Below are 24,929 nucleotides of genomic sequence, written 5' to 3'. Positions count from 1 at the left end.
CCGGCCTCGCCGGGGGAGGTTCACCGCGTCAGCCGGGATGACTGGCAAATCGCGGCCTGCCCGCATCACGGACCGAGCCTGTCAATCTCGCCGAACGGAACCTATCATGTCGCCTGGTACACGAACGGCAAGGCGCGTAAGGGGCTGTTCTATGCGCGCTCGACCGACGGCGGGAAAACCTTCTCGGGTCCACTGCCGATCGGCGAGCCTGGCCGAAGCCCGTCGCGGCCTCAGGTCATCGCCGGACCGGATGGGCTTGTGATGGTCTGGAAGGAGTTCGACGGCGAGAAGACCGAGGTGAAGCTGATGACGTCACAGGATGATGGAGCGACCTGGTCGACATCCAGGGTGATCGCCAGCACGACCGACAATTCCGACCATCCGCTGCTCGTCTCGGACAGCCGGCGAATCTATCTCTCCTGGATGACGAAGGCCGATGGATACCGTTTCCAACCAATCGAGAGAGAGCCATGAAACGCGAACTGCTTGCCGCAGCATTTCTGTTGGGGACGCTTTCCGCCGCAGCAACCGCGGAGGACGCCGAGCTCAAGTTATTCGAACGCGGAAGCTGGCAGCAGATTCTGCGTTCACACGCCGGTCGTCCTACCCTGGTTCATTTCTGGGGCGTGACCTGTGGTCCGTGCAAGGTCGAGTTACCCCAACTCGGCAAGTTCATGAAGGACCATCCTGGAATCGATGTGGTCACGATCAGTGCGGACCTGGTGCCCAATCTCCCGGAGGCGACGCAATCGATGCTGCAGAAAGCGGGGCTCTCCGCGGCCGAGAACTGGATGTTCAGCGATGGCTTTGCCGATCGGCTGCGATTTGAAATCGATCCGGCCTGGCAGGGCGATATTCCGCGCACGATGCTGATCGCGCGCGGCGGCGCAGTCACGACGATCGAGGGAGCGGCCGAGATGCCGGAGCTCGACAAATGGGCACAAGGACAGGCCGCGACGACGGGATCAAGATAACAAGTCAATCTGAAATACGGGATAGAACAACATGAAAAAACGCTCTTCCATCATTACGCTCGCTCCTCTCCTGGCCATCTTGCTCGGTGTCCCGGCGCAGGCCGAAGACATCAAGGCCGGCGATCTCGTCATCAGCCAGGCTTGGAGCCGGGCGACGCCGAGCGGCGCGAAGGTCGCTGGCGGCTATCTCACGATCGAGAACAAGGGCTCGTCACCGGACCGGCTGGTGGGGGCCTCCGGCGATATCGCCGGCAAGCTCGAGGTGCATGAGATGGCGACGGAGAACGGCGTGATGAAGATGCGCCCGTTGGAGAAGGGTCTCGTGATCGAGCCCGGCAAGACCGTCAAGCTCGCGCCCGGCGGCTATCATCTGATGATGTTCGACCTGAAGAATCCACTGAAGCAGGGCGACACAGTGCCGGTCACGCTCGAATTCGAGAAGGCGGGCAAGGTGACATTGTCGCTCGACGTGCAGGCTGTCGGAGCGACGGCGCCGGGCGGCGACCATGGCAGTCACATGGAGATGAAGAAGTCGCACGATCATTCCGGCAGCAAGATGTGAGGCCGGGCAAGAGGCGCTTGAGGTTGTAGGGTGGGCAAAGCGCAGCGTGCCCACCGCTACGAGTGGAATGTTTGATGGTGGGCACGCTGCGCTTTGCCCACCCTACAGGTCGGCCAGATTTAGGGTGAACGTCCGGTAAGGTTTGCTTTACCCACCCCCGGCGATCTCATTACAAATCGGCGCAATGCCCGCAAATCGGCTTATTTGGCGGCTTTTTCGCAAGTACCGGCCTTGTGTTTTCGTATCCGATCCGGTTTCACTGCGTTTCTCTTGCCTCCTCAACTGATTCCTGAGTGCGCCCATGCGATTGTCGCGGTTTTTCCTGCCTATCCTGAAAGAAAACCCGAAAGAGGCGGAGATCGTCTCGCATCGCCTGATGCTGCGCGCCGGCATGATCCGGCAGGAGGCCGCGGGCATCTATGCCTGGCTGCCGCTCGGCTTCAAGGTCCTGCAGAAGATCGAGCAGATCGTGCGCGAGGAGCAGGACCGCGCCGGCGCGCTGGAACTGATGATGCCGACCCTGCAACTCGCCGACCTCTGGCGCGAGAGCGGCCGCTACGACGCCTACGGCCCGGAAATGCTGCGCATCACCGACCGCCACAAGCGCGAGCTGCTTTACGGGCCGACCAACGAAGAAATGATCACGGAAATCTTCCGTGCCTATGTGAAGTCGTATAAGAGCCTGCCGCTCAATCTCTATCACATCCAGTGGAAGTTCCGCGACGAGCAGCGCCCGCGGTTCGGCGTGATGCGCGGCCGCGAGTTCCTGATGAAGGACGCCTATTCCTTCGATCTCGACGAGGCCGGCGCGCGGCGCACCTACAACAGGATGTTCGTCGCTTACCTGCGCACGTTTGCGCGGATGGGGCTGAAGGCGATCCCGATGCGCGCCGAAACCGGGCCGATCGGCGGCGACTTGAGCCATGAATTCATCGTGCTGGCGGAGACCGGCGAGTCCGGCGTGTTCTGCAACAGCGACGTGCTCGATTTGCCGATTCCGCCCGATGATGTGGACTACGACGGCGATCTCACTGACATCATCAAGCAGTGGACCTCGGTCTATGCCGCGACCGAGGACGTCCATGACGCCGCGCGCTTCGAGAGTGAGGTGCCGGCGGAGAAGCGGGTGCATACGCGTGGCATCGAGGTCGGCCAGATCTTCTATTTCGGCACCAAATATTCCGACAGCATGAAGGCGCTGGTCGCGGGCCCCGACGGCGCGGAAGTGCCGATCCATGGCGGTTCCTATGGCGTCGGCGTCTCGCGGCTGGTCGGCGCCATCATCGAGGCCTGCCACGATGATGCCGGCATCAAATGGCCGGAAGCGGTTGCGCCGTTCAAGGCGGCGATCCTGAACCTGAAGCAGGGCGATGCCGCCGTTGATGCGGCCTGCGAAAAGCTCTACGCGGATTTGAAGGCCAAGGGCGTCGACGTGCTCTATGACGATACTGATCAGCGCGCCGGCGCGAAATTCGCCGCCGCCGACCTGATCGGCATCCCCTGGCAGGTCCTGGTCGGCCCGAAAGGCCTTGCCGAAGGCAAAGTCGAGATCAAGCGGCGCAGCGACGGCACGCGCGAGAACCTCACGCTCGACGACGCGCTTGTGAAGATCGCGGGATAGCGTTTATCCACCGCACCCGCGTGCGGTTGGCCAGTCCGGCCACATTTGGCCCCGAATCATGGGATTATCGACACATGGATGAGGCCATGACCGAAAAAGTCCGCACCCCGCCTTTTGCGCCCTTCGAATGGCTGCTGTCCGGACGTTACCTGCGGGCGCGTCGCAGGGAAGGTTTCATTTCCGTGATTGCCGGCTTTTCCTTTCTCGGCATCATGCTCGGCGTCGCCACGCTGATCGTGGTGATGGCCGTGATGAACGGCTTCCGCAAGGAATTGCTCGACAAGATCCTCGGCCTCAATGGCCATCTCCTGGTCCAGCCGCTGGAATCGCCACTCACCGACTGGAAGGATGTCGCCGAGCGCATCAGCCAGGTGCAGGGTGTCCGGCTTGCGGCGCCGGTGGTGGACGGCCAGGCGCTGGCGTCCTCCGCCTTCAATGCCTCCGGCGTGCTCGTGCGTGGCATGCGGGCGGAAGATCTCAACAACCTGTTCTCGATCGCGAAGAACATCAAGCAGGGCAGCCTCGAGAATTTCGACGAAGGGCAGGGGGTCGCGATCGGCCGCCGCCTGGCCGATCAATTGTCGCTGCATGCCGGCGACAGCATCACCCTGGTGGCCCCGCGCGGTGCGGTGACGCCGATGGGGACGACGCCGCGCATAAAGCCTTACAAGATCGCGGCGGTGTTCGAGATCGGCATGTCCGAATATGACTCGGGTTTCGTGTTCATGCCGCTTGCGGAATCGCAGGCCTATTTCAACCGCAACAATGACGTCACCGCGATCGAGATATTCACCACCAATCCCGATCGCATCGACACGTTTCGCAAGACCGTGACGGAAGCCGCGGGACGGCCGGTGTTCCTGGTCGATTGGCGGCAGCGCAACTCGACCTTCTTCAACGCGCTGCAGGTCGAGCGCAACGTGATGTTCCTGATCCTGACCATGATCGTATTGGTCGCGGCGCTCAACATCGTCTCCGGCCTGATCATGCTGGTAAAGGACAAGGGACAGGATATCGCGATCCTGCGCACGATGGGCGCCTCGCAAGGATCGATCATGCGCATCTTCCTGATCACGGGCGCCTCGATCGGTGTCGTGGGCACCATCGTCGGTTTCCTCGTGGGCATGCTGATCTGCGTGAACATCGAATCGATCCGGCAATTCCTGTCCTGGCTCACCAGCACCGAATTGTTCGACCCGACGCTCTACTTCCTGTCGAAGCTGCCGGCCGAGATCGATTTCGGCGAAACCACGGCCGTCGTCATCATGGCGCTGACGCTGTCGTTCTTGGCGACGCTTTATCCGTCGTGGCGGGCCGCGCGGCTCGATCCCGTCGAAGCACTGCGCTACGAGTGAGGGCTGAGATGGCGGAGGGGGCGCAAGATGTGCCGGTCATCTATCTCCACGACATCAAGCGCCAGTACCGGCAGGGTGAGGCGACGCTGACGATTCTGGACGGCGCCAAGCTCGCGCTGTGGCCGGGACAGTCCGTGGCGCTGGTGGCGCCGTCCGGCTCGGGCAAATCGACGCTCCTGCACATCGCGGGCCTGCTCGAGACCCCCGACGACGGCGAAGTCTATGTCGGGGGCACGCCGACCTCGCAAATGTCGGATATCGATCGCACCCAGATCCGCCGCACCGATATTGGTTTCGTCTATCAGTCGCACCGGCTGTTGCCGGAATTCTCCGCGCTGGAGAACGTGATGCTGCCGCAGATGATCCGCGGCCTCAAACGCTCCGAGACCGTGAAACGCTCGACCGAGATCTTGTCCTATCTCGGCCTCGGCGACCGCATCAAGCATCGGCCGGCGAGCTTTCCGGCGGTGAGCAGCAGCGGGTCGCGATTGCGCGCGCGGTCGCGAACGCGCCACGGGCGCTGTTGGCCGACGAGCCGACCGGGAACCTTGATCCGCAGACTGCTGACCACGTCTTCAACGCGCTGATGCAACTGGTGAAGGCGACGCGGGTGGCGATGCTGATCGCGACCCACAACATGGACCTTGCCGCCCGAATGGACCGCCGCGTGTCGCTGGCGAACGGGCAGGTGGTCGAGCTTGATTAAGGACAGGGGTTCAGTAGGCCCGGCGATAGCGTTTGTGACGCCGCGGTGACGAATCGACATACGCGTTAGCCGCGTAAGGATAAGGGTAGGCGTTGGCCGCGTAAGGATTGACCACGCATTGGGCCGCCCGGCCCGACGCGGACATCGCGCATTGGGGCAGCGAGGTGTAGCTGCATTCGTAGTAGGTGACGGGGCCGTAGACGTGCAGGCAGACCGGATAATTCGGGTCATAGATCTGCGCGCGGGCGGATGATGCCGCCGCGACCGCGCCAAGCGTCAGGATCGCCAACATCGGAATGCGCATCGGTTCCTCCCGCGTCAGGACGACTATTCCGTCCTCCCATCGCTAACCCCACTCGGAACAGAGTATTCGCGGGCGGGACCGTCAAGTCACGTTCCCGCGCCGATCATTTGCCCTTCGCGGAGCGGAGGTGCGCTCCGACTCAATCGTTGAAAGGCTCGAAGAAGGGGACTACGGGCTGGGGCGGCGGCAGAGGACGGCGCGAAGCCCGCCGGCCGTTGCTGTCGCCGGCATAGAAGGGGTTGGGAACGCACCACAGGAAGCGCCCAGACGCCGTTGCCTGGCATTGCTCGTAGCTGGTGAAGGTGCAGTTGCTGAGCCCGGGATGTTCGTTCCCCTGGATACAGAATGGATAGCGCGTGCCGACCGCTGCGGCCGGCGCGGTTCCAAGGGTGCCGATCCCCGCGGCCGCGGACAAAACCAAGATTACGTTGCGCATCTCTTCTCCTTGATCGCAGCTCGTCGCTCGTCAGCCGATCCAAGCCGTACAACCGAGAGGACGTCAAACAAATATGCAACACAAGGAGTGTGGCGAAGGCCGAAGTGTGAATTTTTTGTGGCAGGGGAACGGTACGATCTTCGGGGCTAAGTGTAAGTAATACAACATTAACTCACGTTTTCGTCAGAATCGTTTCACCGCATCTGTTGCAGCCAAGTTACAGCAATTTTGAGGAACCCTGTTTATTGAGGCGCGTGAAGACCGTGGGGTCATCACATCTGGAACGGGAAATAAAAATGAAAAAGGTTTTGCTTGTAACGGCGAGCTTGGTCGCCCTTGGCGCCGCTGCGCCCGCGGTCGCCGCGGATCTCGCCGCGCGTCCTTACACCAAGGCTCCGCCGATGGTCGCCGCCATTTACGACTGGAGCGGCTTCTACATCGGCGTCAACGGCGGCTGGGGCTCGAGCCACAACACCTGGACCAACACGTCGGTCTTCGGTTTCGGCGTCGGTGAAGGTTCCCATGATGCGACCGGCGGTACGGTCGGTGGCCAGCTCGGCTATCGCTGGCAGGCCGGCAACTGGGTGTTCGGTGTCGAAGGCCAGGGCAACTGGGCCGACTTCAGCGGCTCGAACGTCAGCCTCATTGCACCTGCTGTCACCAATCGCTCCAAGATCGATGCCTTCGGCCTGATCACCGGCCAGGTCGGTTACGCCTGGAACAACGTGCTGCTCTACGCGAAGGGCGGTGCTGCGGTCACCAACAGCAAGCACGAGGGCTCGGTCCTTGGCGTGACCCTTGATAGCGTCGAAAAGACCCGTTGGGGTGGCACCGTCGGCGCCGGCGTCGAATTCGCCTTCGCTCCCGGCTGGTCGGCTGGCGTCGAATACAACCATCTGTTCCTCGACACCGAGAGCCACACCTTCGTCAGCCCGATTCTCGGCGTGACGCGTATCGACGACATCAAGCAGGACGCCGACCTCGTCACCGTCCGCTTGAACTACAAGTTCGGCTTCGGCGGCGCTCCGCTTATCGCGAAGTACTGATCCTCGCGAAACCAACGCGGCACAATCAGCCCCGGGCAATTTGCCCGGGGCTTTTTTCTTGGTTTGCCGTCGGTCGGCCCCTGATCATTCTCGGCGCGCGGCGCGAAAATGCCGCGATCGCGGCGCATCGTCAGCGCCATGCTGAAATCCGACGTGCAATGTCCGAGATGCGAAGCCGGTTACCGCCGCATCGAGGTCGATTCGCTTCCCGGCCAGCCGGGGGAATTCCGTTGCCTGGTCTGCGACGAACTCCTCGAGCGCTACAGCGAGAAGCCCTACGTCGCTCACAGGCTGACGGTCCAACCAGAAAAAGTGTTCGGATGACTTTGCCGGTTGCGGCCGCGCATTAACCACCCGCTTCATTCGCGTTCGATTCTCCGCGCCAACCCGATGCTCGGCCTTGACTCCAGGAACAAATGAGGAACAATGTTCTTCGTATGTTCTCATCAAGGAGACGGCCGATGTTGAAGATTTTCGTCGAAGAGGCGGCGGCGCTGGCATCGATCACGCTGTTCATTGGGATGATCGCGGTCTGGGCGCAGTTGATTCCGCAGTTCTGAGCGGGGAGGAGGGGGCGCGCCGATTTCGTCGGCCGCCATCGGTTGCCATCCGTTGGGGAAAAGCGGGACGCCGCATCACGATGGCGCGTTCGGCGTGGACTCCGGGGATCGGACGCATCACCATTGAATGGCGAGTCGGGATCGGCGGCCTTGTGCCCAGGCCCGGCGGTTGCGTTCCTCCACCAAACCAAGGCCCTTCGAAGCACCCATGCCCAGTGCCGGATTCGTCCATCTTCACGTTCATTCGGCCTATTCTCTGCTGAAGGGTTCGATCAAGATCGCCAAGCTCGGCGAGCTTGCCAAGGCGGACCGCCAGCCGGCGCTGGCGCTGACCGACACCGACAACATGTTCGGCGCGCTGGAATTCTCCGACAAGATGGCCGGCTATGGCATCCAGCCTATCGTCGGCTGTGAGCTCGTGATCGATTTCGGCGACGTCGATCCGAATTCGCGCAGTGTGCTGGCCGGCGCTCCGGCCCGAATCGTGCTGCTCGCCGCGCGCGAACGCGGCTATCGCAGCCTGATGCGGCTGAACTCGCGGGCGTTCCTGGAGACGCCCGTCCACCAGTTGCCGCATATCAAGTTCGACTGGCTGACGGACGATGCCGAGGACCTGATCGCGCTGACCGGCGGTCCGGACGGACCGATCACGCTTGCGTTCGCGGCCGATCACGCCAGCCTTGCCGCCACGCGTTGCGACCGCCTGGCAAGCCTGTTCGGAGACCGCCTCTATATCGAGCTGCAGCGCCACAGCATCGACAAGGAGCGCCGCACCGAGGCCGGCCTGATCGATCTTGCCTATACGAAGGGCCTGCCGCTGGTTGCGACCAACGAGCCCTATTTCGCGAGCACCGACGACTACGAGGCCCACGATGCGCTGCTGTGCATTGCCGGCGGGCGGCTGATCGCAGAGACCGATCGCGAGCAGCTCACGCCCGACCACCGCTTCAAGACGCGCGCCGAGATGGCGGTGCTGTTTGCGGATATTCCGGAAGCCCTGGCGTCGACGGTTGAGATCGCCGAGCGCTGCTCGTTCCGGCCGAAGACGCGCAAGCCGATCTTGCCGCGCTTCACTGTAGGCGCGGGATCGGGGTCCGATGCGGCAAGCGAGGAGGCTGCGGAGCTGATGCGCCAGGCCGAGGAGGGGCTCGCGAGGCGTCTGCGGATCCACGGTTTGTCGCCGGGCATCACGGAAGAGGACTATCAGAAGCGTCTCGCTTTCGAGATCGATGTCATTAACCGCATGAACTATGCGGGCTACTTCCTGATCGTCTCCGACTTCATCAAATGGGCCAAGGCGCACGACATTCCGGTCGGGCCGGGCCGTGGCTCCGGCGCAGGTTCGCTGGTTGCCTGGGCGCTGACTATCACCGATCTCGATCCGATCCGGTTCGGCCTGCTGTTCGAGCGCTTCCTCAATCCGGAGCGCGTGTCGATGCCGGACTTCGACATCGACTTCTGCCAGGATCGCCGCGGCGAGGTGATCTCCTATGTGCAGGAGCGCTACGGCCGCGACCAGGTGGCGCAGATCATCACCTTCGGTACGCTGCAGGCGCGCGGCGTGCTGCGCGACGTCGGCCGCGTGCTGCAGATGCCCTATGGCCAGGTCGACAAGCTGACCAAGCTGGTGCCGCAGAATCCCGCCGCGCCCGTGACGCTGGCGCAGGCGATCGAGGGCGAACCCAAGCTGCAGGCTTTCCGCGACGAGGATCCGGTGGTCGCGCGCGCCTTCGACATCGCGCAGCGCCTGGAAGGCCTGACCCGACACGCGTCGACCCACGCCGCCGGCATCGTGATCGGTGACCGCCCCTTGAGCGAGCTCGTGCCGCTCTACCGCGATCCCAAATCCGACATGCCGGTGACCCAGTTCAATATGAAATGGGTTGAGCCGGCGGGGCTGGTGAAGTTCGACTTCCTCGGCCTGAAGACGCTGACGGTGCTTGATGTCGCCGTGAGGCTGCTCAAGCAGCGCGATGTGCACGTCGATCTGGCGACGCTGCCGATCGACGATGCCGACAGCTACCAAATGCTGGCGCGGGGCGATGTGGTCGGCGTGTTCCAGGTTGAAAGCCAGGGCATGCGGCGCGCGCTGATCGACATGCGGCCGGACCGTTTCGAGGACATCATCGCGCTGGTGGCGCTCTATCGCCCCGGCCCGATGGCCAACATCCCGACCTATTGCGCGCGCAAGCACGGCGATGAAGAGCCGGAATATCTGCATCCGATCCTCGAGCCGATCCTGAAAGAGACGTTCGGCGTCATCATCTACCAGGAGCAGGTGATGCAGATCGCGCAGCAGATGGCGGGCTACACGCTCGGCCAGGCCGACCTGCTGCGCCGCGCCATGGGTAAGAAGATCCGCGCCGAGATGGAGAAACAGCGCGAGATCTTCGTCGCTGGCGCGGTCAAGAATGGCGTGCCGAAAGGGCAGGCGGACACGATCTTCGAATTGCTCGCCAAGTTCGCAGACTACGGCTTCAACAAGAGCCACGCCGCGGCCTATGCGCTGGTGTCCTATCAGACCGCCTACATGAAGGCGCATTATCCGGTGGAGTTCCTGGCAGCGTCGATGACGCTCGAACTCAACAACACGGATAAGCTCTCCGAATTCCGTTCCGAGGCGCAGCGGCTCGGCATCAAGGTCGAGCCGCCCGACGTCAATCGTTCCGGCGCAACCTTCGACGTCGGCGGCAACACCATCTACTACGCATTGGCCGCGCTGAAAGGCGTCGGCCTGCAGGCGGTCGAGCAGATCGTGGAGGAGCGGAAGAAGGGCGCCTTCACGTCGCTGGCCGATTTCGCGGCGCGCGTGAGCCCGCGCGCGATCAACAAGCGCATCATCGAAAGCCTCGCCGCCGCCGGCGCCTTCGATTCGCTCGACCCGAACCGGACCCGCGTCTTCGCCGGCGCCGATGCGATCCTCGCCGCCTGCCAGCGGAGCCATGAAGCCGCGACATCGGGCCAGAACGATATGTTCGGCGGGCTTTCGGACGCGCCGAGCATCGTGCTGCCGCAGGTCGAGCAGTGGCTGCCGGCGGATCGGCTGCGACGCGAATATGACGCCATCGGATTCTTCCTCTCGGGTCACCCGCTCGACGACTACGCCACAGCCTTGAAGCGATTGCGCGTGCAGTCCTGGGCCGAGTTTTCGCGCGCGGTGAAGACAGGTGCGACCGCGGGCAAGGTCGCGGCAACGGTGGTGTCGCGCATGGAGCGGCGCACCAAGACTGGTAACAAGATGGGCATCATGGGCCTGTCGGATCCCACCGGCCATTTCGAAGCGGTGCTGTTTTCCGAAGGATTGGCGCAATACCGCGACGTGCTGGAGCCGGGCGCCGCCGTGCTCCTGCAACTCGGCGCCGAACTGCAGGGCGAGGACGTCCGCGCCCGCGTGCTGCATGCCGAGCCGCTCGATGCCGCAGCCGCCAAGACCCAAAAGGGCCTGCGCATCTTCCTGCGCGACACCAAGCCGCTGGACTCGATCGCCAAGCGCCTGCAGCCCGGCAATGGCACCGCCGGCGATGTCGCGCTGGTGCTGCGGCTCGATCTGGAGACCGAAGTCGAATTCAAGCTCGAAGGCCGCTTCCAGGTGTCCCCGCAGATCGCGGGCGCCATCAAGGCGGTCAGCGGCGTCGAGATGGTCGAGACGCTATGAGCGCCGGATCGCGGATCGGGCGGTCTGTGTCTATTTGTACACGAGCTGGTACATCGGGTGAGATATGGCCTCTACCACCTTCACAGTGCGCGTAGATTTCGCGGCAAAGAAGCGGCTGGAAAAGCTGGCCAAGAGCACCGGGCGCAGCTGTTCCTTTCTCGCCGCCGAGGCGATCAACGAGTATCTCGACGTCAACGAATGGCAGATTGCGGGCGTCAAGCGAGCGATCGCGTCACTCGATCGCGGCGAGGGAATTTCGCACGACGAGGTCAAAGACTGGGTGACATCGTGGGGTAGCGGCAAAGAAAAGCCGTTTCCCAAGCGGACATGAGCGCGTCTGGTCCCCTGAAGCTGTCGAGGACCTGATCGCGATACGAGCCTATATTGAGCAGAGCAGCCCCCGCGGCGGCGAAGCGTATTGTGCTCTACATCATGCACGATGTGGAGATGCTGCTATCCGATAATCCCGAAATGGAAAGGCCGGGCCGGGTTCCAGGAACGCGAGAACTGGTGATTCCGATGACGCCGTATATTGTGCCCTATCGTGTGGCGGGCCAGACCGTGCAGGTTTTGCGGGTATTTCACGGCGCCTGGCGGTGGCCCGAGACCCTTTAAAGGGGGGACGCCCCCAAATCCGCCCATTTTCCTTGCTTCTGGCGGAAATCGCGCTATACAGCGCGCCATCTCACACGGAAACATGGCTCTAGAAGGCCGTCCGGTGGCAGCCGGGCCGAGAAGGCTCGCTTGCTCACACGTTTCCGGAGGAACCAACCGGAGAATCAAAACGATGTCGGTACCCGATTTCACCATGCGTCAGCTTTTGGAAGCTGGCGTGCATTTTGGCCACCAGGCCCACCGCTGGAACCCGAAAATGGCGGAGTACATTTTCGGCGCCCGCAACAACATCCATATCATCGATCTCGCCCAGACCGTGCCGATGCTGCACCGTGCGTTGCAGGCGGTCAGCGATACCGTCGCCAAGGGCGGCCGCATCCTGTTCGTCGGTACCAAGCGTCAGGCGCAGGACGGGGTCGCGGATGCGGCCAAGCGCTCGGCGCAGTATTTCGTCAATTCGCGCTGGCTCGGCGGTACGCTGACCAACTGGAAGACGATCTCGGCCTCGATCAAGCGGCTGCGTCATCTGGACGAGGTGCTCTCGTCCGGCGAAGCCAATTCCTACACCAAGAAGGAACGGCTGACGCTGCAGCGCGAGCGCGACAAGCTTGACCGTTCGCTCGGCGGCATCAAGGACATGGGCGGCCTGCCCGACATGATCTTCGTGATCGACACCAATAAGGAAGACATCGCGATCCAGGAAGCGCAGCGGCTCAACATCCCCGTCGCCGCGATCGTCGACACCAATTCGGACCCGAAGGGCATCACCTTTGTGGTGCCGGGCAACGACGACGCTGGCCGGGCGATTTCGCTCTATTGCGACTTGGTCGCGCGGGCCGCGATCGACGGCATCTCGCGCGCGCAGGGCGATGCCGGCATCGATATCGGCGCCTCCCTCCAGCCGCAGCAGGAAGAACTCCCGGCGCCGTCGGCGACGACCGGCTTCCAGGGGCTGCCGGGACCGCGCGGCACTGCCGACAACCTCAAGAAGCTCACCGGTGTGTCGGGCACGATCGAGAAGAAGCTCAACGATCTCGGCATCTTCCACTATTGGCAGCTCGCCGAGCTCGATCACGACACCGCCCACAAGATCGGCGAACAGGTCGGTCTGCCGAGCCGTGCCGACGCCTGGGTCGCCCAGGCCAAGGCGCTCACCGCGGAAGCGGAATAACCTGAACGGCGGCGCGGCCGGACCTTTCCGGCCAGCGCTTCAATTCCCAGATCAAGGCATTCCCTGTCGCTCGCGGCGGCGCCCTAAGGGCGCCGCCGCGCTTCACAGGCAAGAAGGAATTCAATGATGGCAACGATCACAGCAGCGATGGTCAAGGACCTGCGCGAGTCGACCGGCGCGGGAATGATGGATTGCAAGGCGGCGCTGACCGAGGCCGCCGGCGACATGCAGGCCGCACAGGACTGGCTGCGCAAGAAGGGCCTGTCGAAGGCCGCCAAGAAGGCCGGTCGCGTTGCCGCCGAGGGCCTGATCGGCGCCCTGACCAAGGACACCAAGGGCGTCGTCGTCGAGGTCAATTCCGAGACCGACTTCGTCGCGCGCAACGATCAATTCCAGGGTCTGGTCAAGATGATCGCCCAGGTCGCGCTCGAGGTCGGCGCCGACGTCGAGAAGATCAAGGCGGCCAAGGTCGGCGCCGTCACGGTCGAAGCTGCGATCAACGATGCGATTGCGACCATCGGCGAGAACATGACGCTGCGCCGCGCGGCTTCGCTAGAGGTCGGCAAGGGCGTGGTGTCGAGCTACGTCCACAACGCCGTCATCGAGGGCGCCGGCAAGATGGGCGTGATCGTGGCGCTGGAATCGGCCGGAAAGACCGATGAGCTTGCCGTGCTCGGCCGCCAGCTCGCCATGCATGTCGCCGCGGCCAACCCGCAGGCGATCGATCCCGCCGGGCTCGATCCTGACGTCGTCCGGCGCGAGAAGGACGTGCTCGCCGACAAGTACCGTCAGCAGGGCAAGCCGGAGAACGTGATCGAGAAGATTGTCGAGTCCGGCCTGAAGACCTTCTACAGGGAAGTCTGCCTGCTGGAGCAGGCTTTCATCCACGATAGCGGAAAGTCCGTGGTGCAAGCGGTTAAGGAAGCTGAGGGCAAGGTCGGCGCGCCGGTGAAGATTGCCGGTTTTGTGCGCTATGCTCTTGGTGAGGGAATCGAGAAGCAGGAATCCGATTTCGCAGCCGAAGTCGCGGCGGCCAGCGGCAAGAAGTAACCGCGTGGATCGAACGGTTCCGGCGCCATCGCGCCGGAACCTGCTTGCGCGGGATGAGGGAGCATCATGGCTGAGCCGGTCTATCGTCGCGTGGTGATCAAGCTTTCAGGCGAATACCTCGCCGGCAGCCAATCCTTCGGCATCGACCAGCCCACCATCGACCGCATCGCCGACGACCTGATCGCGGCGCGCCATCTCGGCACTGAGATTGCCGTCGTGGTCGGCGGCGGCAATATGGTACGCGGAGTGCAGGTGTCGTCCCATGGCCTGTCCCGCACCACCGGCGACACCATGGGCATGCTGGCGACCGTAATGAACTGCCTCGCGCTGGAATCGGCGATCGAGCGCAAGGGCACGCCGGCGCGCACCCTGTCAGCCTTCGTGATGCCGGAAATCTCCGAGTTGTTCACCCGCAGTGCGGCGCACAAATACCTCGCCAAGGGCAAGATCATTCTGCTCGGCGGTGGAACCGGCAATCCGTTCTTCACCACCGATACCACCGCGGTTCTGCGCGCGGCCGAGATCGGCGCGGACGCGGTCTTGAAGGCCACCAATGTCGACGGCGTCTACAGCGCCGATCCCAAGAAGGACCCGTCGGCCAAACGTTTTGATCGCCTGACGCATTCGCAGGCGATTGAGGGCGGTTACAAGGTGATGGACGCGACCGCATTCGCACTTGCCCGCGAGACGTCGCTGCCTATCATTGTGTTTTCGATCGCCGAGCCTGGCTCGATCGGCGCCATCCTGCGCGGCACGGGCCACGGTACGGTCGTCGCCGGCTGACGCTTGGGCGTTGCGGCATGGCGGTTGGTTTCTCGAGCATGATCCGGAAAAGTGGAAACCGGTTTTCCGAAAAGATCATGCTCAAACAAAGAATAGGGCATGATCCGGAAAAGCGGGAACCGGTTTTTCGACGAGATCATGCCCAAGCGAAGAGATGAGATCACGATCCGATCCCACCTGATCGGACCATCCAGAGGAAGGGGAGAGCGTCATGCCCACGCCTGGTTTTGACATCAACGAAGTGAAGCGCCGTATGCAAGGTGCGACCCAGTCCCTCAAGCACGAATTGGGCGGTCTGCGTACTGGCCGTGCCGCGGCGTCGATGCTGGAGCCGGTCCAGGTCGAGGCCTATGGCTCGCACATGCCGCTCAACCAGCTCGCCACCGTCAGCGTGCCCGAGCCGCGGCTGCTCTCGGTGCAGGTCTGGGACAAGACGATGGTCAAGGCGGTGGAGAAGGCGATCGTCGATTCCAATCTCGGCCTCAGCCCTGCGACCGAAGGGCAAGTGCTGCGGCTGCGCATTCCCGAACTCAATGCCGAGCGTCGCAAGGAACTCGTCAAGGTCGCGCATAAATATGCGGAAGCGGCCAAGGTGGCGGTCCGTCATGTCCGCCGCGATGGGCTCGATGTCGTCAAGAAGCTCGAGAAGAATCACGAGATCTCCGAGGACGATCAGGAGCGACTCGCCGCCGAGGTGCAGAAGGCGACCGACGGCGTGATCGCCGAGATCGATCAGTTGCTGGCGGCCAAGGAAAAGGAAATCCTGACCGTTTGATTTGGACAGCGCCGATGTCGAACGCCCCCGCACCTGCAACTGCCGGACCGGATCGAACCGGCAGTCCGTTGCATGTGGCGATCATCATGGACGGCAACGGGCGCTGGGCGGCGGCACGCGGCCTGCCGCGCGCGGAGGGACATCGGCGTGGCGTGGAGGCGCTGCGCCGGGTGGTGCGCGCCTCCCACGAACTCGGCATACTCTATCTCACCATCTTCTCGTTCTCGTCAGAGAACTGGTCGCGTCCGGCGACCGAGATCGGGGATCTCTTCGGCCTCTTGCGCCGCTTTATCCGCAATGATCTGGCGACGTTGCACCGGGACGGGGTGAGGGTGCGCGTCATCGGCGAGCGTGAGGGACTCGAGCCGGATATCTGCGCGCTGCTCAACGAAGCCGAAGAGTTGACCAGGGCAAACACCAAGCTCAATCTCGTCGTCGCCTTCAACTATGGCTCGCGCCAGGAGATCGCCGGCGCCGCGCGGCGGCTGGCGCAGGAGGTCGCAGAAGGAAAGCGCGATCCCGCATCGATCGATGCCGACGCGCTCGGGCAATATCTCAACGCGCCCGACATTCCCGATCCCGATCTGATCATCCGCACCAGCGGCGAACAGCGGCTGTCGAATTTCCTGATGTGGCAGGCGGCCTATAGCGAGCTCGTGTTTGTGCCGATCCATTGGCCGGACTTCGACAAGGCGGCGCTGGAAAGTGCGATCGCCGAATACGCTAGACGCGAGCGCCGCTTCGGCGGTCTGGCTGCGAAAACCGCATCGTGACCCAAGATAAAGCCGCACCCGCGGCAACGAGCGAGCCGTCCTCGCGCAATCTCTTGATGCGCGTCATCGCGGCGCTGGTCTTGGCGCCGGTTGCGATTGCGATCGCCTATGCCGGCGGTGTTCTCTGGACGCTTCTGGTCACGCTCGCCGCGATTGGCCTCTATGTCGAATGGCTGATGGTCATCGGCGTCGGACACACGCTGCGCGTGACCGTGGCCGGTGCACTTGCGCTGGCGGCAGCGGGGCTCTGTCTCGGGGCAGGGCGGCTTGACGCCTCGCTATCGGTGCTGGCGGTCGGGCTGATCGTGGTCGCCGTGATTTCATCCGAGCAACGTCGGTGGACGATAGCAGGATTTTGCTACGCCGCCGTCGCGGAAGTCGCCTCGGTCGTGCTGCGACAGGATCCGGAAGAAGGCTTTGTGGCGCTGATGTTCGTGTTGTTGGTCGTCTGGGCGACCGACATCGGCGGCTATTTCGCCGGACGCAGCATTGGTGGCCCAAAACTCTGGCCACGGGTCAGCCCGAAGAAGACCTGGGCGGGCGCGGTCGGCAGCTTCGTTGGTAGCCTCGTCGTCGCGGCGGGCTTTGCGGTGTTCGGCCTCGGCGCGGTTGTGCCGGTGCTGGTCTTGGGCGCGGTGCTGTCGGTGGTCTCCCAGTTCGGCGATCTCTTCGAGTCTGCGGTGAAGCGGCGGTTCGGCGTGAAGGATTCCAGCCATCTCATTCCCGGCCATGGCGGGCTGATGGACCGGCTGGACGGCTTCGTCGCCGCGGTTGCCGTTGCCGCAATTTTCGGCTTCTTGCGGGGCGGCGCGGATGGCGTCGGCCGCGGTCTTATGGTTTGGTGAGGAAATGAGCGCTGTCCCATTGCGAAACAACAAGGCCGCGGCATCCGCGGTCCGCACCGTGACCGTGCTGGGCGCCACCGGCTCGATCGGCGACAGCACCATGGACTTGCTGCGCGGTGCGCGCGACCGCTTCCGCGTCGAGGCGCTGACCGCCAATGGCAATGCGCAGGCCCTGGCCAAGCTCGCTCGGGAATTCAACGTGCGCTTTGCGGCCGTGGCCGATCCGAGCAAGCTGTCCGAATTGAAGGATGCGCTGGCGGGCACCCGGATCGAATGCGGCGCCGGCGAAAGCGCGATCATCGAGGCCGCCGCACGGCCGGCGGATTGGGTGATGGCGGCGGTCAGTGGCGCAGCGGGCCTGAAGCCGGCGCTCGCGGCGGTCGATCGCGGCGCGACGGTCGCGCTCGCCAACAAAGAGTGTCTGGTCTGCGCCGGCGACTTTTTCATGCAGCGCGCGCTGAAGGCTGGCGCCTGCATCCTGCCGGCCGATTCCGAGCATAACGCGCTGTTTCAGGCGCTGAGCTCCGGCAATCGCGAGGAACTGGTGCGGGTGATCATCACCGCTTCCGGTGGGCCGTTCTGCACCTGGGCGCCCGCTGACATCGAGCGGGCTACTCTGGAGCAGGCGTTAAAGCATCCGAACTGGAGCATGGGTCAGAAGATCACGATCGACTCAGCCTCGATGATGAACAAGGGGCTCGAGGTGATCGAGGCCTCCTATCTGTTCGCGCTGACGCCGGATCAGATCGACGTGCTCGTGCATCCGCAGTCGATCATCCATGGCATGGTGGAATTCTCGGACCGTTCGGTGGTCGCGCAGCTCGGCACGCCCGACATGCGCATTCCGATCGCGCATTGCCTCGGCTGGCCCGATCGCATCGTCGGGCCGTCGGCCAAGCTCGACTTGGCCAAGGTCGGCCAGTTGACCTTCGAGGCGCCGGATTTCGAGCGGTTCCCGGGGCTCCGGCTGGCTTACGAATCGTTAAGGACCGGTCGGGGCGCGACCACAGTATACAATGCTGCCAATGAGGTGGCGGTTGCCGCCTTCATCGCCGGCAAGATCAAGTTCGGCGCGATCGCGCGGCTGGTGGAGGCGACCCTGAACGATTGGATCAGGTCCGACAATCTGGCGCCTCTGACATCGGCAGATGATGCGATTTCCGTTGACCATAACGCGAGAAATAGGGCTGCCTCCCTATTGCCTCAAATTGCCTTAAAGGCATCATAGAGGGTTGGAACCAGGCTTGTAGCCCTGGTCGAGGGGAACTGAATGACCGAGTTTTTCGTACATGGTTTCAATACGTTGAGCCACGGGCTCGTCGGTTATGTGGTTCCCTTCCTGTTTGTCCTGACCATCGTCGTTTTTTTTCACGAGCTCGGCCATTTCCTGGTCGCTCGCTGGGTCGGTGTCAGGGTTCTGACCTTCTCGCTCGGCTTCGGCCCGGAGCTGTTCGGCTTCAACGACCGGCATGGCACGCGCTGGAAGGTCTCCGCGATTCCGCTCGGCGGCTATGTCAAATTCTTCGGCGACGATAGTGAAGCTTCTACGCCGTCGACCGAGACCCTCTCGGCGATGACCGCGGAGGAGCGCAAGGGCAGCTTCCATCACAAAAAGGTCGCGCCGCGCGCGGCCATCGTCGCCGCCGGCCCGATCGCCAATTTCATCCTGGCGATCGTGATCTTCACCTGCCTGTTCACCTTCTTCGGCAAGCCGAGCACCACGGCGCAGGTCGACAAGGTCGAGCCGGGAAGTGCCGCCGCGGTCGCCGGTTTCCAAGTCGGCGACGTCATCACCGCGATCGACGGTACCACGATCGGCAGCTTCTCGGACATGCAGCGCGTCGTCAGCATCCACGGCGGCGATCAGCTCACTTTCACCATCAAGCGCAGCGCTTCCACGATCCAGTTGCAGGCGACGCCCGAGCTTCGCGACATCAAGGATCCCTTCGGGAACGCCCACCGGCAGGGCATTCTGGGAATCACCCGCGCCACCGCGCCGGGCGAGGCCGTGACCGAGCGGGTCGATCCCGCCACCGCGCTCTGGCTCGGGGTGAAGGAGACCTGGTTCGTGGTCGACCGGACACTGTCCTATATCGGCGGTGTCTTCACCGGGCGCGAGGCGGCAAACCAGGTCGGCGGGCCGCTCGGGATCGCGCGAATCTCGGGCCAGGTCGCCAGCATCGGCCTTGCCGCGCTGATTCACTTGGCCGCCGTGCTCTCGATCTCGATCGGGCTCCTCAACCTGTTCCCAGTACCGCTGCTCGATGGCGGTCACCTTTTGTTCTATGCGGTCGAGGCGATCCGCGGCCGGCCGCTATCTGAACGCGCACAGGAAATGGGGTTCCGAATCGGCCTCGCTCTGGTGCTAATGCTGATGGTGTTCGCGACCTACAACGACATTCTCCATCTCGCGGCATCGTGAAACGGCTTTTTTGTGGCGTTGCCTAACGGCAACGTCTTGGAATGAAAATGGAATTGTACAGCCGTCAGTCGGTTGCCGACGTAACAAAATTGGCTACAAGCTGTGCAGCAAGGTTGGGAATCTGCCGGTCCGTTGGGGAACGGGCCGGCCGTGGAATGATAAGGGCGCGGTGCGCATGATTGTTGGAATGCGAGTGCGGGGGGGCTTGCTTGCCGCCCTGATCATGTTCGCTGTGCCGGTGGCCGCCTCGCTGGCGGCTATGCTTGTGTCTGAGCCTGCCGTCGCGCAGACGGTGGATGCGATCACGGTGGAGGGGAACCGCCGTGTCGAGGTCGAGACCATCCGCTCCTATTTCAAGCCGGGTCCGGGCGGCCGCCTGAGCCAGGCTGACATCGACGATGGCCTGAAGGCGCTGATCGAGACCGGCCTGTTCCAGGACGTCCGAATCACCCCCGCCGGCGGCCGGATCGTCGTGACCGTGGTCGAAAACCCCGTGATCGGCCGAATCGCCTTCGAGGGCAACAAGAAGGTCAAGGACGACCAGCTTTCGGCTGAAATCCAGTCGAAGCCGCGCGGTACCTTCTCGCGTCCGATGGTGCAGTCCGATGCCCAGCGTATCGTCGAAATCTACCGCCGTTCGGGCCGCTATGACGTGCGCGTCAACCCGGAGATCATCGAGCAGCCGAACAACCGCGTCGACCTGATCTTCACCATCACCGAAGGCCAGAAGACCGGTGTCCGGTCGATCGAGTTCATCGGCAACAATTACTATTCCTCTTATCGTCTGCGCGACGTCATCAAGACCCGCGAATCAAACCTGCTGAGCTTCCTCGGCGGCGCAGACACCTACGATCCCGATCGGGTCGAGGCCGACCGCGACCTGATTCGCCGCTTCTACCTCAAGCACGGCTTCGCCGACGTGCAGGTGGTGGCCGCGCTGACCGAATACGATCCCGAAAAGAAGGGCTTCCTCGTCACCTTCAAGATCGAGGAGGGACAGCAGTATCGGGTGGCGTCCGTCAGCTACCAGTCTTCGATCGCGACGCTGGATCCGAACTCGCTGAGCTCGTTCTCGCGTGTTTCCGTCGGCTCGCTCTACAACGCCGAGGCGCTGGAGAAATCGGTCGAGGAAATGCAGATCGAAGCCTCGCGGCGCGGCTACGCCTTCGCCATCGTGCGGCCGCGCGGTGATCGCAATTTCGAGAATCACACGGTCTCGATCGTGTTCGCCGTGGACGAGGGCCCGCGAACCTATATCGAGCGTATCAATATTCGCGGCAATACCCGCACCCGCGACTACGTGATCCGCCGCGAATTCGATATCTCCGAGGGTGACGCCTACAACCGCGCCCTGGTCGACCGCGCCGAGCGGCGGCTGAAGAACCTCGACTTCTTCAAGAGCGTGAAGATCACCACCGAGCCGGGCTCCTCCAGCGACCGCGTGATTCTGGTGGTCGATCTCGAGGAAAAGTCGACCGGCGACTTCTCGGTCTCCGGCGGCTATTCGACCACGGACGGTGCGCTCGCCGAAGTCAGTATCTCGGAACGCAACTTCCTGGGACGAGGCCTGTTTGCGAAGGCGTCCGTGACCTATGGACAATATGCGCGCGGCTACTCGCTGTCGTTCGTCGAGCCGTACCTGCTCGACTATCGCGTGGCGCTCGGCCTCGACATGTACCAGCGCCAGCAACTCGCAAACAGCTATATTTCGTACGGTACCGAAACGCTCGGCTTCAGCCCGCGGCTAGGCTTCAGCCTGCGTGAAGACCTCGCGTTGCAGCTCCGCTACTCGATCTATCAGCAGAAGATCAGCCTGCCGTTCCAGTTGGCGAATTGTAACAACAATCCCAACAACGGCCTGCTTGCCTTCAACCCGTCGCCGGCCTTCGCGCAACTGAACGGAATTCCTGCAGGAGGCACTGCGACGGCCGGGGGCCAGAGCGCCACTGACAGCTCCGGACTCGGCCTGTGGTGCTACAGCGACGGCGAAGCCTCGCTGCCGGTCCGCAAGGAGTTGCAGGGCGGCAAGACGCTCACGTCGGCGCTCGGTTACTCGCTCAACTACAACACGCTCGACAACAACAAGAACCCGACCGACGGCCTGCTGGTCGACTTCAAGCAGGACTTCGCCGGCGTCGGTGGCGACGTCAGCTACATCAAGTCCGCGATCGACGTGAAGTACTACACTCCGCTGGTCGCCGATATCGTCGGCCTGATCCATGCCCAGGGCGGTATTCTCAACCAGGTCGGCAACGATCAGATCCGGATGCTCGACCACTTCCAGATGGGTCCGAACCTGGTCCGCGGTTTTGCTCCGAACGGCATTGGTCCGCGCGACATCAACCCGTTCGGTACGATGGACGCGCTCGGCGGCACCAAGTACTGGGGCGTGTCGGCGGAACTGCAGATGCCGTTCTGGTTCCTGCCGAAGGAAGTTGGGCTCAAGGGTTCGATCTATGCCGACGCCGGTGGTCTATATGACTACAAGGGACCGACGTCGTGGGCGCAGACCGGCGAAGTCAACGTGCCGGGCTGCATTCCGCCAACCGTCGGCAACGGGGTGGTCCCGTCCAATCCCGGAACCTGCCTCGGACTGCAGTATGATAATGGTAACGTTGTCCGCACCTCGGTCGGTGTCGGCCTGATCTGGGCCTCGCCGTTCGGTCCGCTGCGCTTCGACTATGCTGTCCCGCTTACCAAGGGTCAGTTCGATCGCGTGCAGCAATTCAAGTTTGGCGGCGGAACATCGTTCTAACCGCGATCGTCGGCCGCACTGCGACGGATGGAATGGCGCAGCCGATCTTCTTCAAGAGTCCCCCTTCGTCGACGCTGGCTGACATCGCCGCGTTGACGAAGGCGCATTTGGTCGACCCCTCCAGGGGTGGCCACGTGATCAGAGGGCTTGCCTCGCTCGACGAGGCCGGCCCGATGCATCTGGCGTTTTTCGACAATCTCAAATATGTCGACCAGCTCACCTCGACCAAGGCTGGCGCCTGTCTGGTCAGCCCGCGCTTCGAGGCCGACGTGCCTGCCCATGTGGCGGTGTTGCGGGCCGCAAAGCCGTTCCACGCCTTCGTGCATCTGGCCCGGCAATGGCACAGCGACGCGCTCAGGCCCGGCTCGTGGTTCGGTGTCGAGGGCATCGCGCCGTCGGCGATCATCGACCCCACGGCGCATCTGGAGGACGGCGTGATTGTCGATCCGCTGGCTGTGATCGGGGCCAGGGTCGAGATCGGTTCCGGTACCGTCGTGGGGGCGAGCGCCGTGATCGGGGCCGACGTGAAGATCGGGCGCGACTGCAATGTCGGCGCCAAGACGACGATTCAGAACGCCCTGATCGGCAACAACGTACTGATCCATCCCGGCTGTAATATCGGCCAGGATGGCTACGGCTTCATCTTCTTCGGGCCCGACGGCCACCTCAAGGTGCCGCAGACCGGGCGGGTCCTGATCCAGAACAATGTCGAGATCGGCGCCGCTTCCACCATCGACCGCGGCAGCCTGCGTGACACCGTGATCGGCGAGGGCACCAAAATCGACAACCAGGTCCAGATCGGCCACAATGTGACCATCGGCAGGCACTGCCTGCTCGCGGCCCAGATCGGGCTCGCGGGCAGCCTGACCATCGGCGACAATGTCGCGCTGGGCGCCAAGGTGGGCATCAACAACCATCTGAAGATCGGCGACGGCGCCCAGGTCACGGCGATGAGCGCCGTGAAGGACGACATTCCAGCCAACGGCCGCTGGGGCGGTCACTTTGCCAAACCGACCAAACAGTGGTTTAGGGAGATCCTTGCGGTGGAGCGCCTGGTGCGTGACGGTGCGCCGGTTTCGAAAGGCGAGGAAAGGGAGTGATGGAGGAGTCACCGGTCAGGTTCGAGCTTGTGGACATCAACGACATCCTCAAGACGCTGCCGCACCGCTATCCGATGCTGTTGATCGACCGGGTCATCAACATCCGCGCCGACTATAGCGGCATCGGCGTCAAGAACGTCACGTTCAACGAGCCATCATTCCTCGGGCATTTTCCCGAACGCCCCGTCTATCCCGGCGTGATGATGATCGAGGCCATGGCGCAGACCGCCGGCGTGATAGGCATCAAGTCGGTGGAGGGCACCGAGAGGCCGCGCGCGGTCTACTTCCTCACCATCGACAAGTGCAAATTCCGTAAGCCCGTGATGCCCGGCGACACCATCGAGTACCACATGCGCTCGATCGGCCGCCGCAAGACCATGTGGTGGTTTCACGGCGACGCCAAGGTCAACGGTCAGATCGTCGCCGAAGCCGATGTCGGCGCGATGCTGACGGATTGATCGGCTCGGCGCGACTTCAATCTTCGTCCCGTGTACCGCGCGCTGCAATATGCGGTCATGATACGTCACTGGACATGCCGGGCAATGTCGCGCTAACCACCCGAAAATTCGATTGTTTAGCGCGCTTGCGCATCAACCAGTAGCGGGCCTGTCGTAATGAGCATGATCGATCCCACCGCGCGGATTGCGGATGGCGCCGTGATCGGCGAGGGCACCTCGATCGGTCCCTATTGCATCATCGGCCCCAATGTCGCGATCGGCGCGAACTGCAAGCTCGTTGCGCATGTGACCGTCTCCGGCCATACGTCGATCGGCGCGGAGTGCGTGATCTCGCCGTATGCGGTGCTGGGCGGGCCGCCGCAGGATCTGAGCTACCGCGGAGAGCCTACGCGGCTTGAGATCGGCACGGGCTGCACCATCCGCGAAGGCGTGACGATGAACATCGGCACGGTGAAAGGCGGCGGGCTGACGCGCGTCGGCGACCGCGGCTATTTCATGAACAACAGCCATGTCGGTCATGACTGCATGGTCGGCAATGACGTGATCTTCGCCACATCAGCCACGCTTGGCGGTCACTGCGAGATCGGGGATTTCGTCTATATCGGCGGGCTCTCGGCCGTGCACCAGTTCACCCGGATCGGGCGGCAGGTGATGGTCGGCGGCGTCTGCGGCGTGCGCGACGACATCATCCCGTTCGGCCTCGCCAACGGCCAATATGCCGTGCTCGAAGGTCTCAACATCATCGGCATGAAGCGCCGCAAGTTCACGAGGGAGCGGCTGGTGACCGTCCGCGCCTTCTACCAGAAGCTGTTCCATGGCGAAGGTGTCTTCGCCGAGCGATTGGCCGCGGTGCAGCCGCTGGCGGCCGAGGATCCGGCGATCGCCGAAATCCTCGCCTTCATCGGCAAGGGCAAGCGGCCGCTCTGTCTTCCGGCTGTCGACGGCAAGCACTGATGCGAGGGG

General features: G+C 63.2%; 25 protein-coding genes. 23 read left to right on the top strand and 2 right to left on the bottom strand.

Annotation, left to right across the window (positions count from 1 at the left end):
- The 6 genes from CWO89_RS07405 to CWO89_RS07380 form a co-directional block, all read left to right on the top strand.
- Positions 1–474: sialidase family protein (locus CWO89_RS07405; protein ID WP_130577973.1), on the top strand; the 474-nt coding region annotated here is incomplete at its 5' end.
- On the top strand, positions 471–974 hold the full coding sequence (locus CWO89_RS07400) for a TlpA family protein disulfide reductase (RefSeq protein WP_130577972.1): 504 nt from the start codon (positions 471–473) through the stop codon (positions 972–974). The genes CWO89_RS07405 and CWO89_RS07400, both read left to right, overlap by 4 nt.
- A 31-nt stretch (positions 975–1,005) precedes the next feature.
- Positions 1,006–1,536, top strand: a complete 531-nt coding sequence (locus CWO89_RS07395) for a copper chaperone PCu(A)C (protein ID WP_130577971.1) — start codon at positions 1,006–1,008, stop codon at positions 1,534–1,536.
- 301 nt (positions 1,537–1,837) lie between these two features.
- A complete protein-coding gene (gene proS / locus CWO89_RS07390) occupies positions 1,838–3,157 on the top strand; it encodes a proline--tRNA ligase (RefSeq protein ID WP_130577970.1) in 1,320 nt (439 codons plus the stop codon).
- A gap of 74 nt (positions 3,158–3,231) precedes the next feature.
- Positions 3,232–4,512 carry a lipoprotein-releasing ABC transporter permease subunit gene (locus CWO89_RS07385; protein ID WP_130577969.1) on the top strand — a complete coding sequence of 427 codons (1,281 nt, stop codon included), beginning with the start codon at positions 3,232–3,234 and terminating at the stop codon, positions 4,510–4,512.
- Positions 4,513–4,520: 8 nt separating this feature from the next.
- Positions 4,521–5,099, top strand: a complete 579-nt coding sequence (locus CWO89_RS07380) for an ABC transporter ATP-binding protein (protein WP_502702895.1) — start codon at positions 4,521–4,523, stop codon at positions 5,097–5,099.
- A gap of 129 nt (positions 5,100–5,228) precedes the next feature.
- On the opposite strand, the gene CWO89_RS07375 is transcribed toward CWO89_RS07380, so the two are convergent.
- On the bottom strand, positions 5,229–5,522 hold the full coding sequence (locus tag CWO89_RS07375; protein ID WP_130577968.1) for a DUF3551 domain-containing protein: 294 nt from the start codon (positions 5,520–5,522) through the stop codon (positions 5,229–5,231).
- A gap of 139 nt (positions 5,523–5,661) precedes the next feature.
- Entirely contained in the window at positions 5,662–5,958 is a 297-nt protein-coding gene (locus tag CWO89_RS07370; RefSeq protein WP_130577967.1) for a DUF3551 domain-containing protein, read from the bottom strand.
- Between the two features lie 296 nt (positions 5,959–6,254).
- Between CWO89_RS07370 and CWO89_RS07365 the strand changes: the two genes are divergently transcribed.
- The 17 genes from CWO89_RS07365 (at position 6,255) to lpxA (ending at position 24,920) form a co-directional block, all read left to right on the top strand.
- The gene (locus CWO89_RS07365) at positions 6,255–7,004 is read left to right on the top strand and encodes an outer membrane protein (protein WP_130577966.1); all 750 of its coding nucleotides are present in this window, start codon (positions 6,255–6,257) and stop codon (positions 7,002–7,004) included.
- 108 nt (positions 7,005–7,112) lie between these two features.
- The gene (locus CWO89_RS07360) at positions 7,113–7,328 is read left to right on the top strand and encodes a hypothetical protein (protein ID WP_245475799.1); all 216 of its coding nucleotides are present in this window, start codon (positions 7,113–7,115) and stop codon (positions 7,326–7,328) included.
- Between the two features lie 444 nt (positions 7,329–7,772).
- A complete protein-coding gene (gene dnaE, locus CWO89_RS07355) occupies positions 7,773–11,219 on the top strand; it encodes a DNA polymerase III subunit alpha (protein ID WP_130577965.1) in 3,447 nt (1,148 codons plus the stop codon).
- A gap of 64 nt (positions 11,220–11,283) precedes the next feature.
- A complete protein-coding gene (locus CWO89_RS07350; RefSeq protein WP_130577964.1) occupies positions 11,284–11,550 on the top strand; it encodes a CopG family ribbon-helix-helix protein in 267 nt (88 codons plus the stop codon).
- A gap of 53 nt (positions 11,551–11,603) precedes the next feature.
- Positions 11,604–11,834 carry a type II toxin-antitoxin system RelE/ParE family toxin gene (locus CWO89_RS07345; protein WP_245475798.1) on the top strand — a complete coding sequence of 77 codons (231 nt, stop codon included), beginning with the start codon at positions 11,604–11,606 and terminating at the stop codon, positions 11,832–11,834.
- A gap of 172 nt (positions 11,835–12,006) precedes the next feature.
- Positions 12,007–13,005 (top strand): 30S ribosomal protein S2, encoded by a 999-nt coding sequence (locus tag CWO89_RS07340; RefSeq protein ID WP_130577963.1) that lies wholly within the window; start codon positions 12,007–12,009, stop codon positions 13,003–13,005.
- Between the two features lie 126 nt (positions 13,006–13,131).
- On the top strand, positions 13,132–14,055 hold the full coding sequence (gene tsf / locus CWO89_RS07335; RefSeq protein ID WP_130577962.1) for a translation elongation factor Ts: 924 nt from the start codon (positions 13,132–13,134) through the stop codon (positions 14,053–14,055).
- A 66-nt stretch (positions 14,056–14,121) separates the two neighbouring features.
- Positions 14,122–14,838 (top strand): UMP kinase, encoded by a 717-nt coding sequence (pyrH, locus tag CWO89_RS07330; RefSeq protein ID WP_130577961.1) that lies wholly within the window; start codon positions 14,122–14,124, stop codon positions 14,836–14,838.
- A gap of 211 nt (positions 14,839–15,049) precedes the next feature.
- Positions 15,050–15,613: a ribosome recycling factor gene (gene frr / locus CWO89_RS07325; RefSeq protein ID WP_130229726.1), complete on the top strand. Its 564-nt coding sequence runs from the start codon at positions 15,050–15,052 to the stop codon at positions 15,611–15,613.
- 14 nt (positions 15,614–15,627) lie between these two features.
- On the top strand, positions 15,628–16,386 hold the full coding sequence (locus tag CWO89_RS07320; RefSeq protein WP_130577960.1) for an isoprenyl transferase: 759 nt from the start codon (positions 15,628–15,630) through the stop codon (positions 16,384–16,386).
- A complete protein-coding gene (locus tag CWO89_RS07315) occupies positions 16,383–17,231 on the top strand; it encodes a phosphatidate cytidylyltransferase (RefSeq protein WP_130577959.1) in 849 nt (282 codons plus the stop codon). The genes CWO89_RS07320 and CWO89_RS07315 overlap by 4 nt, the downstream gene beginning before the upstream one ends.
- Positions 17,232–17,235: 4 nt before the next feature.
- A complete protein-coding gene (gene dxr / locus CWO89_RS07310; RefSeq protein WP_130577958.1) occupies positions 17,236–18,459 on the top strand; it encodes a 1-deoxy-D-xylulose-5-phosphate reductoisomerase in 1,224 nt (407 codons plus the stop codon).
- 42 nt (positions 18,460–18,501) lie between these two features.
- A complete protein-coding gene (gene rseP / locus CWO89_RS07305; RefSeq protein WP_130577957.1) occupies positions 18,502–19,653 on the top strand; it encodes an RIP metalloprotease RseP in 1,152 nt (383 codons plus the stop codon).
- Between the two features lie 175 nt (positions 19,654–19,828).
- On the top strand, positions 19,829–22,408 hold the full coding sequence (gene bamA / locus CWO89_RS07300) for an outer membrane protein assembly factor BamA (RefSeq protein WP_130577956.1): 2,580 nt from the start codon (positions 19,829–19,831) through the stop codon (positions 22,406–22,408).
- A gap of 32 nt (positions 22,409–22,440) precedes the next feature.
- Positions 22,441–23,508, top strand: a complete 1,068-nt coding sequence (gene lpxD, locus CWO89_RS07295) for a UDP-3-O-(3-hydroxymyristoyl)glucosamine N-acyltransferase (protein ID WP_130577955.1) — start codon at positions 22,441–22,443, stop codon at positions 23,506–23,508.
- Positions 23,508–23,966: a 3-hydroxyacyl-ACP dehydratase FabZ gene (gene fabZ / locus CWO89_RS07290; RefSeq protein ID WP_130577954.1), complete on the top strand. Its 459-nt coding sequence runs from the start codon at positions 23,508–23,510 to the stop codon at positions 23,964–23,966. The genes lpxD and fabZ overlap by 1 nt, the downstream gene beginning before the upstream one ends.
- A 156-nt stretch (positions 23,967–24,122) precedes the next feature.
- On the top strand, positions 24,123–24,920 hold the full coding sequence (gene lpxA / locus CWO89_RS07285) for an acyl-ACP--UDP-N-acetylglucosamine O-acyltransferase (protein WP_130577953.1): 798 nt from the start codon (positions 24,123–24,125) through the stop codon (positions 24,918–24,920).
- Positions 24,921–24,929 lie beyond the last annotated feature (9 nt).

It is taken from the genome of Bradyrhizobium sp. Leo170 (assembly GCF_004296405.1).
Lineage (GTDB): Bacteria > Pseudomonadota > Alphaproteobacteria > Rhizobiales > Xanthobacteraceae > Bradyrhizobium.
Note: the sequence above shows the minus strand (reverse complement) of the source record. Positions and strands in the feature narration are given on the sequence as shown.

Bases quoted from the DNA above. Each gene is read 5' to 3' on its own strand.
- CWO89_RS07320 (WP_130577960.1), top strand. From the start codon at position 15,628: ATGTCGAACGCCCCCGCACCTGCAACTGCCGGACCGGATCGAACCGGC.
- dnaE (WP_130577965.1), top strand. From the start codon at position 7,773: ATGCCCAGTGCCGGATTCGTCCATCTTCACGTTCATTCGGCCTATTCT.
- CWO89_RS07360 (WP_245475799.1), top strand. From the start codon at position 7,113: ATGCCGCGATCGCGGCGCATCGTCAGCGCCATGCTGAAATCCGACGTG.
- lpxD (WP_130577955.1), top strand. From the start codon at position 22,441: ATGGCGCAGCCGATCTTCTTCAAGAGTCCCCCTTCGTCGACGCTGGCT.
- proS (WP_130577970.1), top strand. From the start codon at position 1,838: ATGCGATTGTCGCGGTTTTTCCTGCCTATCCTGAAAGAAAACCCGAAA.
- lpxA (WP_130577953.1), top strand. From the start codon at position 24,123: ATGAGCATGATCGATCCCACCGCGCGGATTGCGGATGGCGCCGTGATC.
- CWO89_RS07350 (WP_130577964.1), top strand. From the start codon at position 11,284: ATGGCCTCTACCACCTTCACAGTGCGCGTAGATTTCGCGGCAAAGAAG.
- bamA (WP_130577956.1), top strand. From the start codon at position 19,829: ATGATTGTTGGAATGCGAGTGCGGGGGGGCTTGCTTGCCGCCCTGATC.
- rseP (WP_130577957.1), top strand. From the start codon at position 18,502: ATGACCGAGTTTTTCGTACATGGTTTCAATACGTTGAGCCACGGGCTC.
- dxr (WP_130577958.1), top strand. From the start codon at position 17,236: ATGAGCGCTGTCCCATTGCGAAACAACAAGGCCGCGGCATCCGCGGTC.
- CWO89_RS07370 (WP_130577967.1), bottom strand. From the start codon at position 5,958: ATGCGCAACGTAATCTTGGTTTTGTCCGCGGCCGCGGGGATCGGCACC.
- frr (WP_130229726.1), top strand. From the start codon at position 15,050: ATGCCCACGCCTGGTTTTGACATCAACGAAGTGAAGCGCCGTATGCAA.
- CWO89_RS07400 (WP_130577972.1), top strand. From the start codon at position 471: ATGAAACGCGAACTGCTTGCCGCAGCATTTCTGTTGGGGACGCTTTCC.
- fabZ (WP_130577954.1), top strand. From the start codon at position 23,508: ATGGAGGAGTCACCGGTCAGGTTCGAGCTTGTGGACATCAACGACATC.
- tsf (WP_130577962.1), top strand. From the start codon at position 13,132: ATGGCAACGATCACAGCAGCGATGGTCAAGGACCTGCGCGAGTCGACC.
- CWO89_RS07340 (WP_130577963.1), top strand. From the start codon at position 12,007: ATGTCGGTACCCGATTTCACCATGCGTCAGCTTTTGGAAGCTGGCGTG.
- CWO89_RS07395 (WP_130577971.1), top strand. From the start codon at position 1,006: ATGAAAAAACGCTCTTCCATCATTACGCTCGCTCCTCTCCTGGCCATC.
- CWO89_RS07365 (WP_130577966.1), top strand. From the start codon at position 6,255: ATGAAAAAGGTTTTGCTTGTAACGGCGAGCTTGGTCGCCCTTGGCGCC.
- CWO89_RS07385 (WP_130577969.1), top strand. From the start codon at position 3,232: ATGGATGAGGCCATGACCGAAAAAGTCCGCACCCCGCCTTTTGCGCCC.
- CWO89_RS07375 (WP_130577968.1), bottom strand. From the start codon at position 5,522: ATGCGCATTCCGATGTTGGCGATCCTGACGCTTGGCGCGGTCGCGGCG.
- pyrH (WP_130577961.1), top strand. From the start codon at position 14,122: ATGGCTGAGCCGGTCTATCGTCGCGTGGTGATCAAGCTTTCAGGCGAA.
- CWO89_RS07380 (WP_502702895.1), top strand. From the start codon at position 4,521: ATGGCGGAGGGGGCGCAAGATGTGCCGGTCATCTATCTCCACGACATC.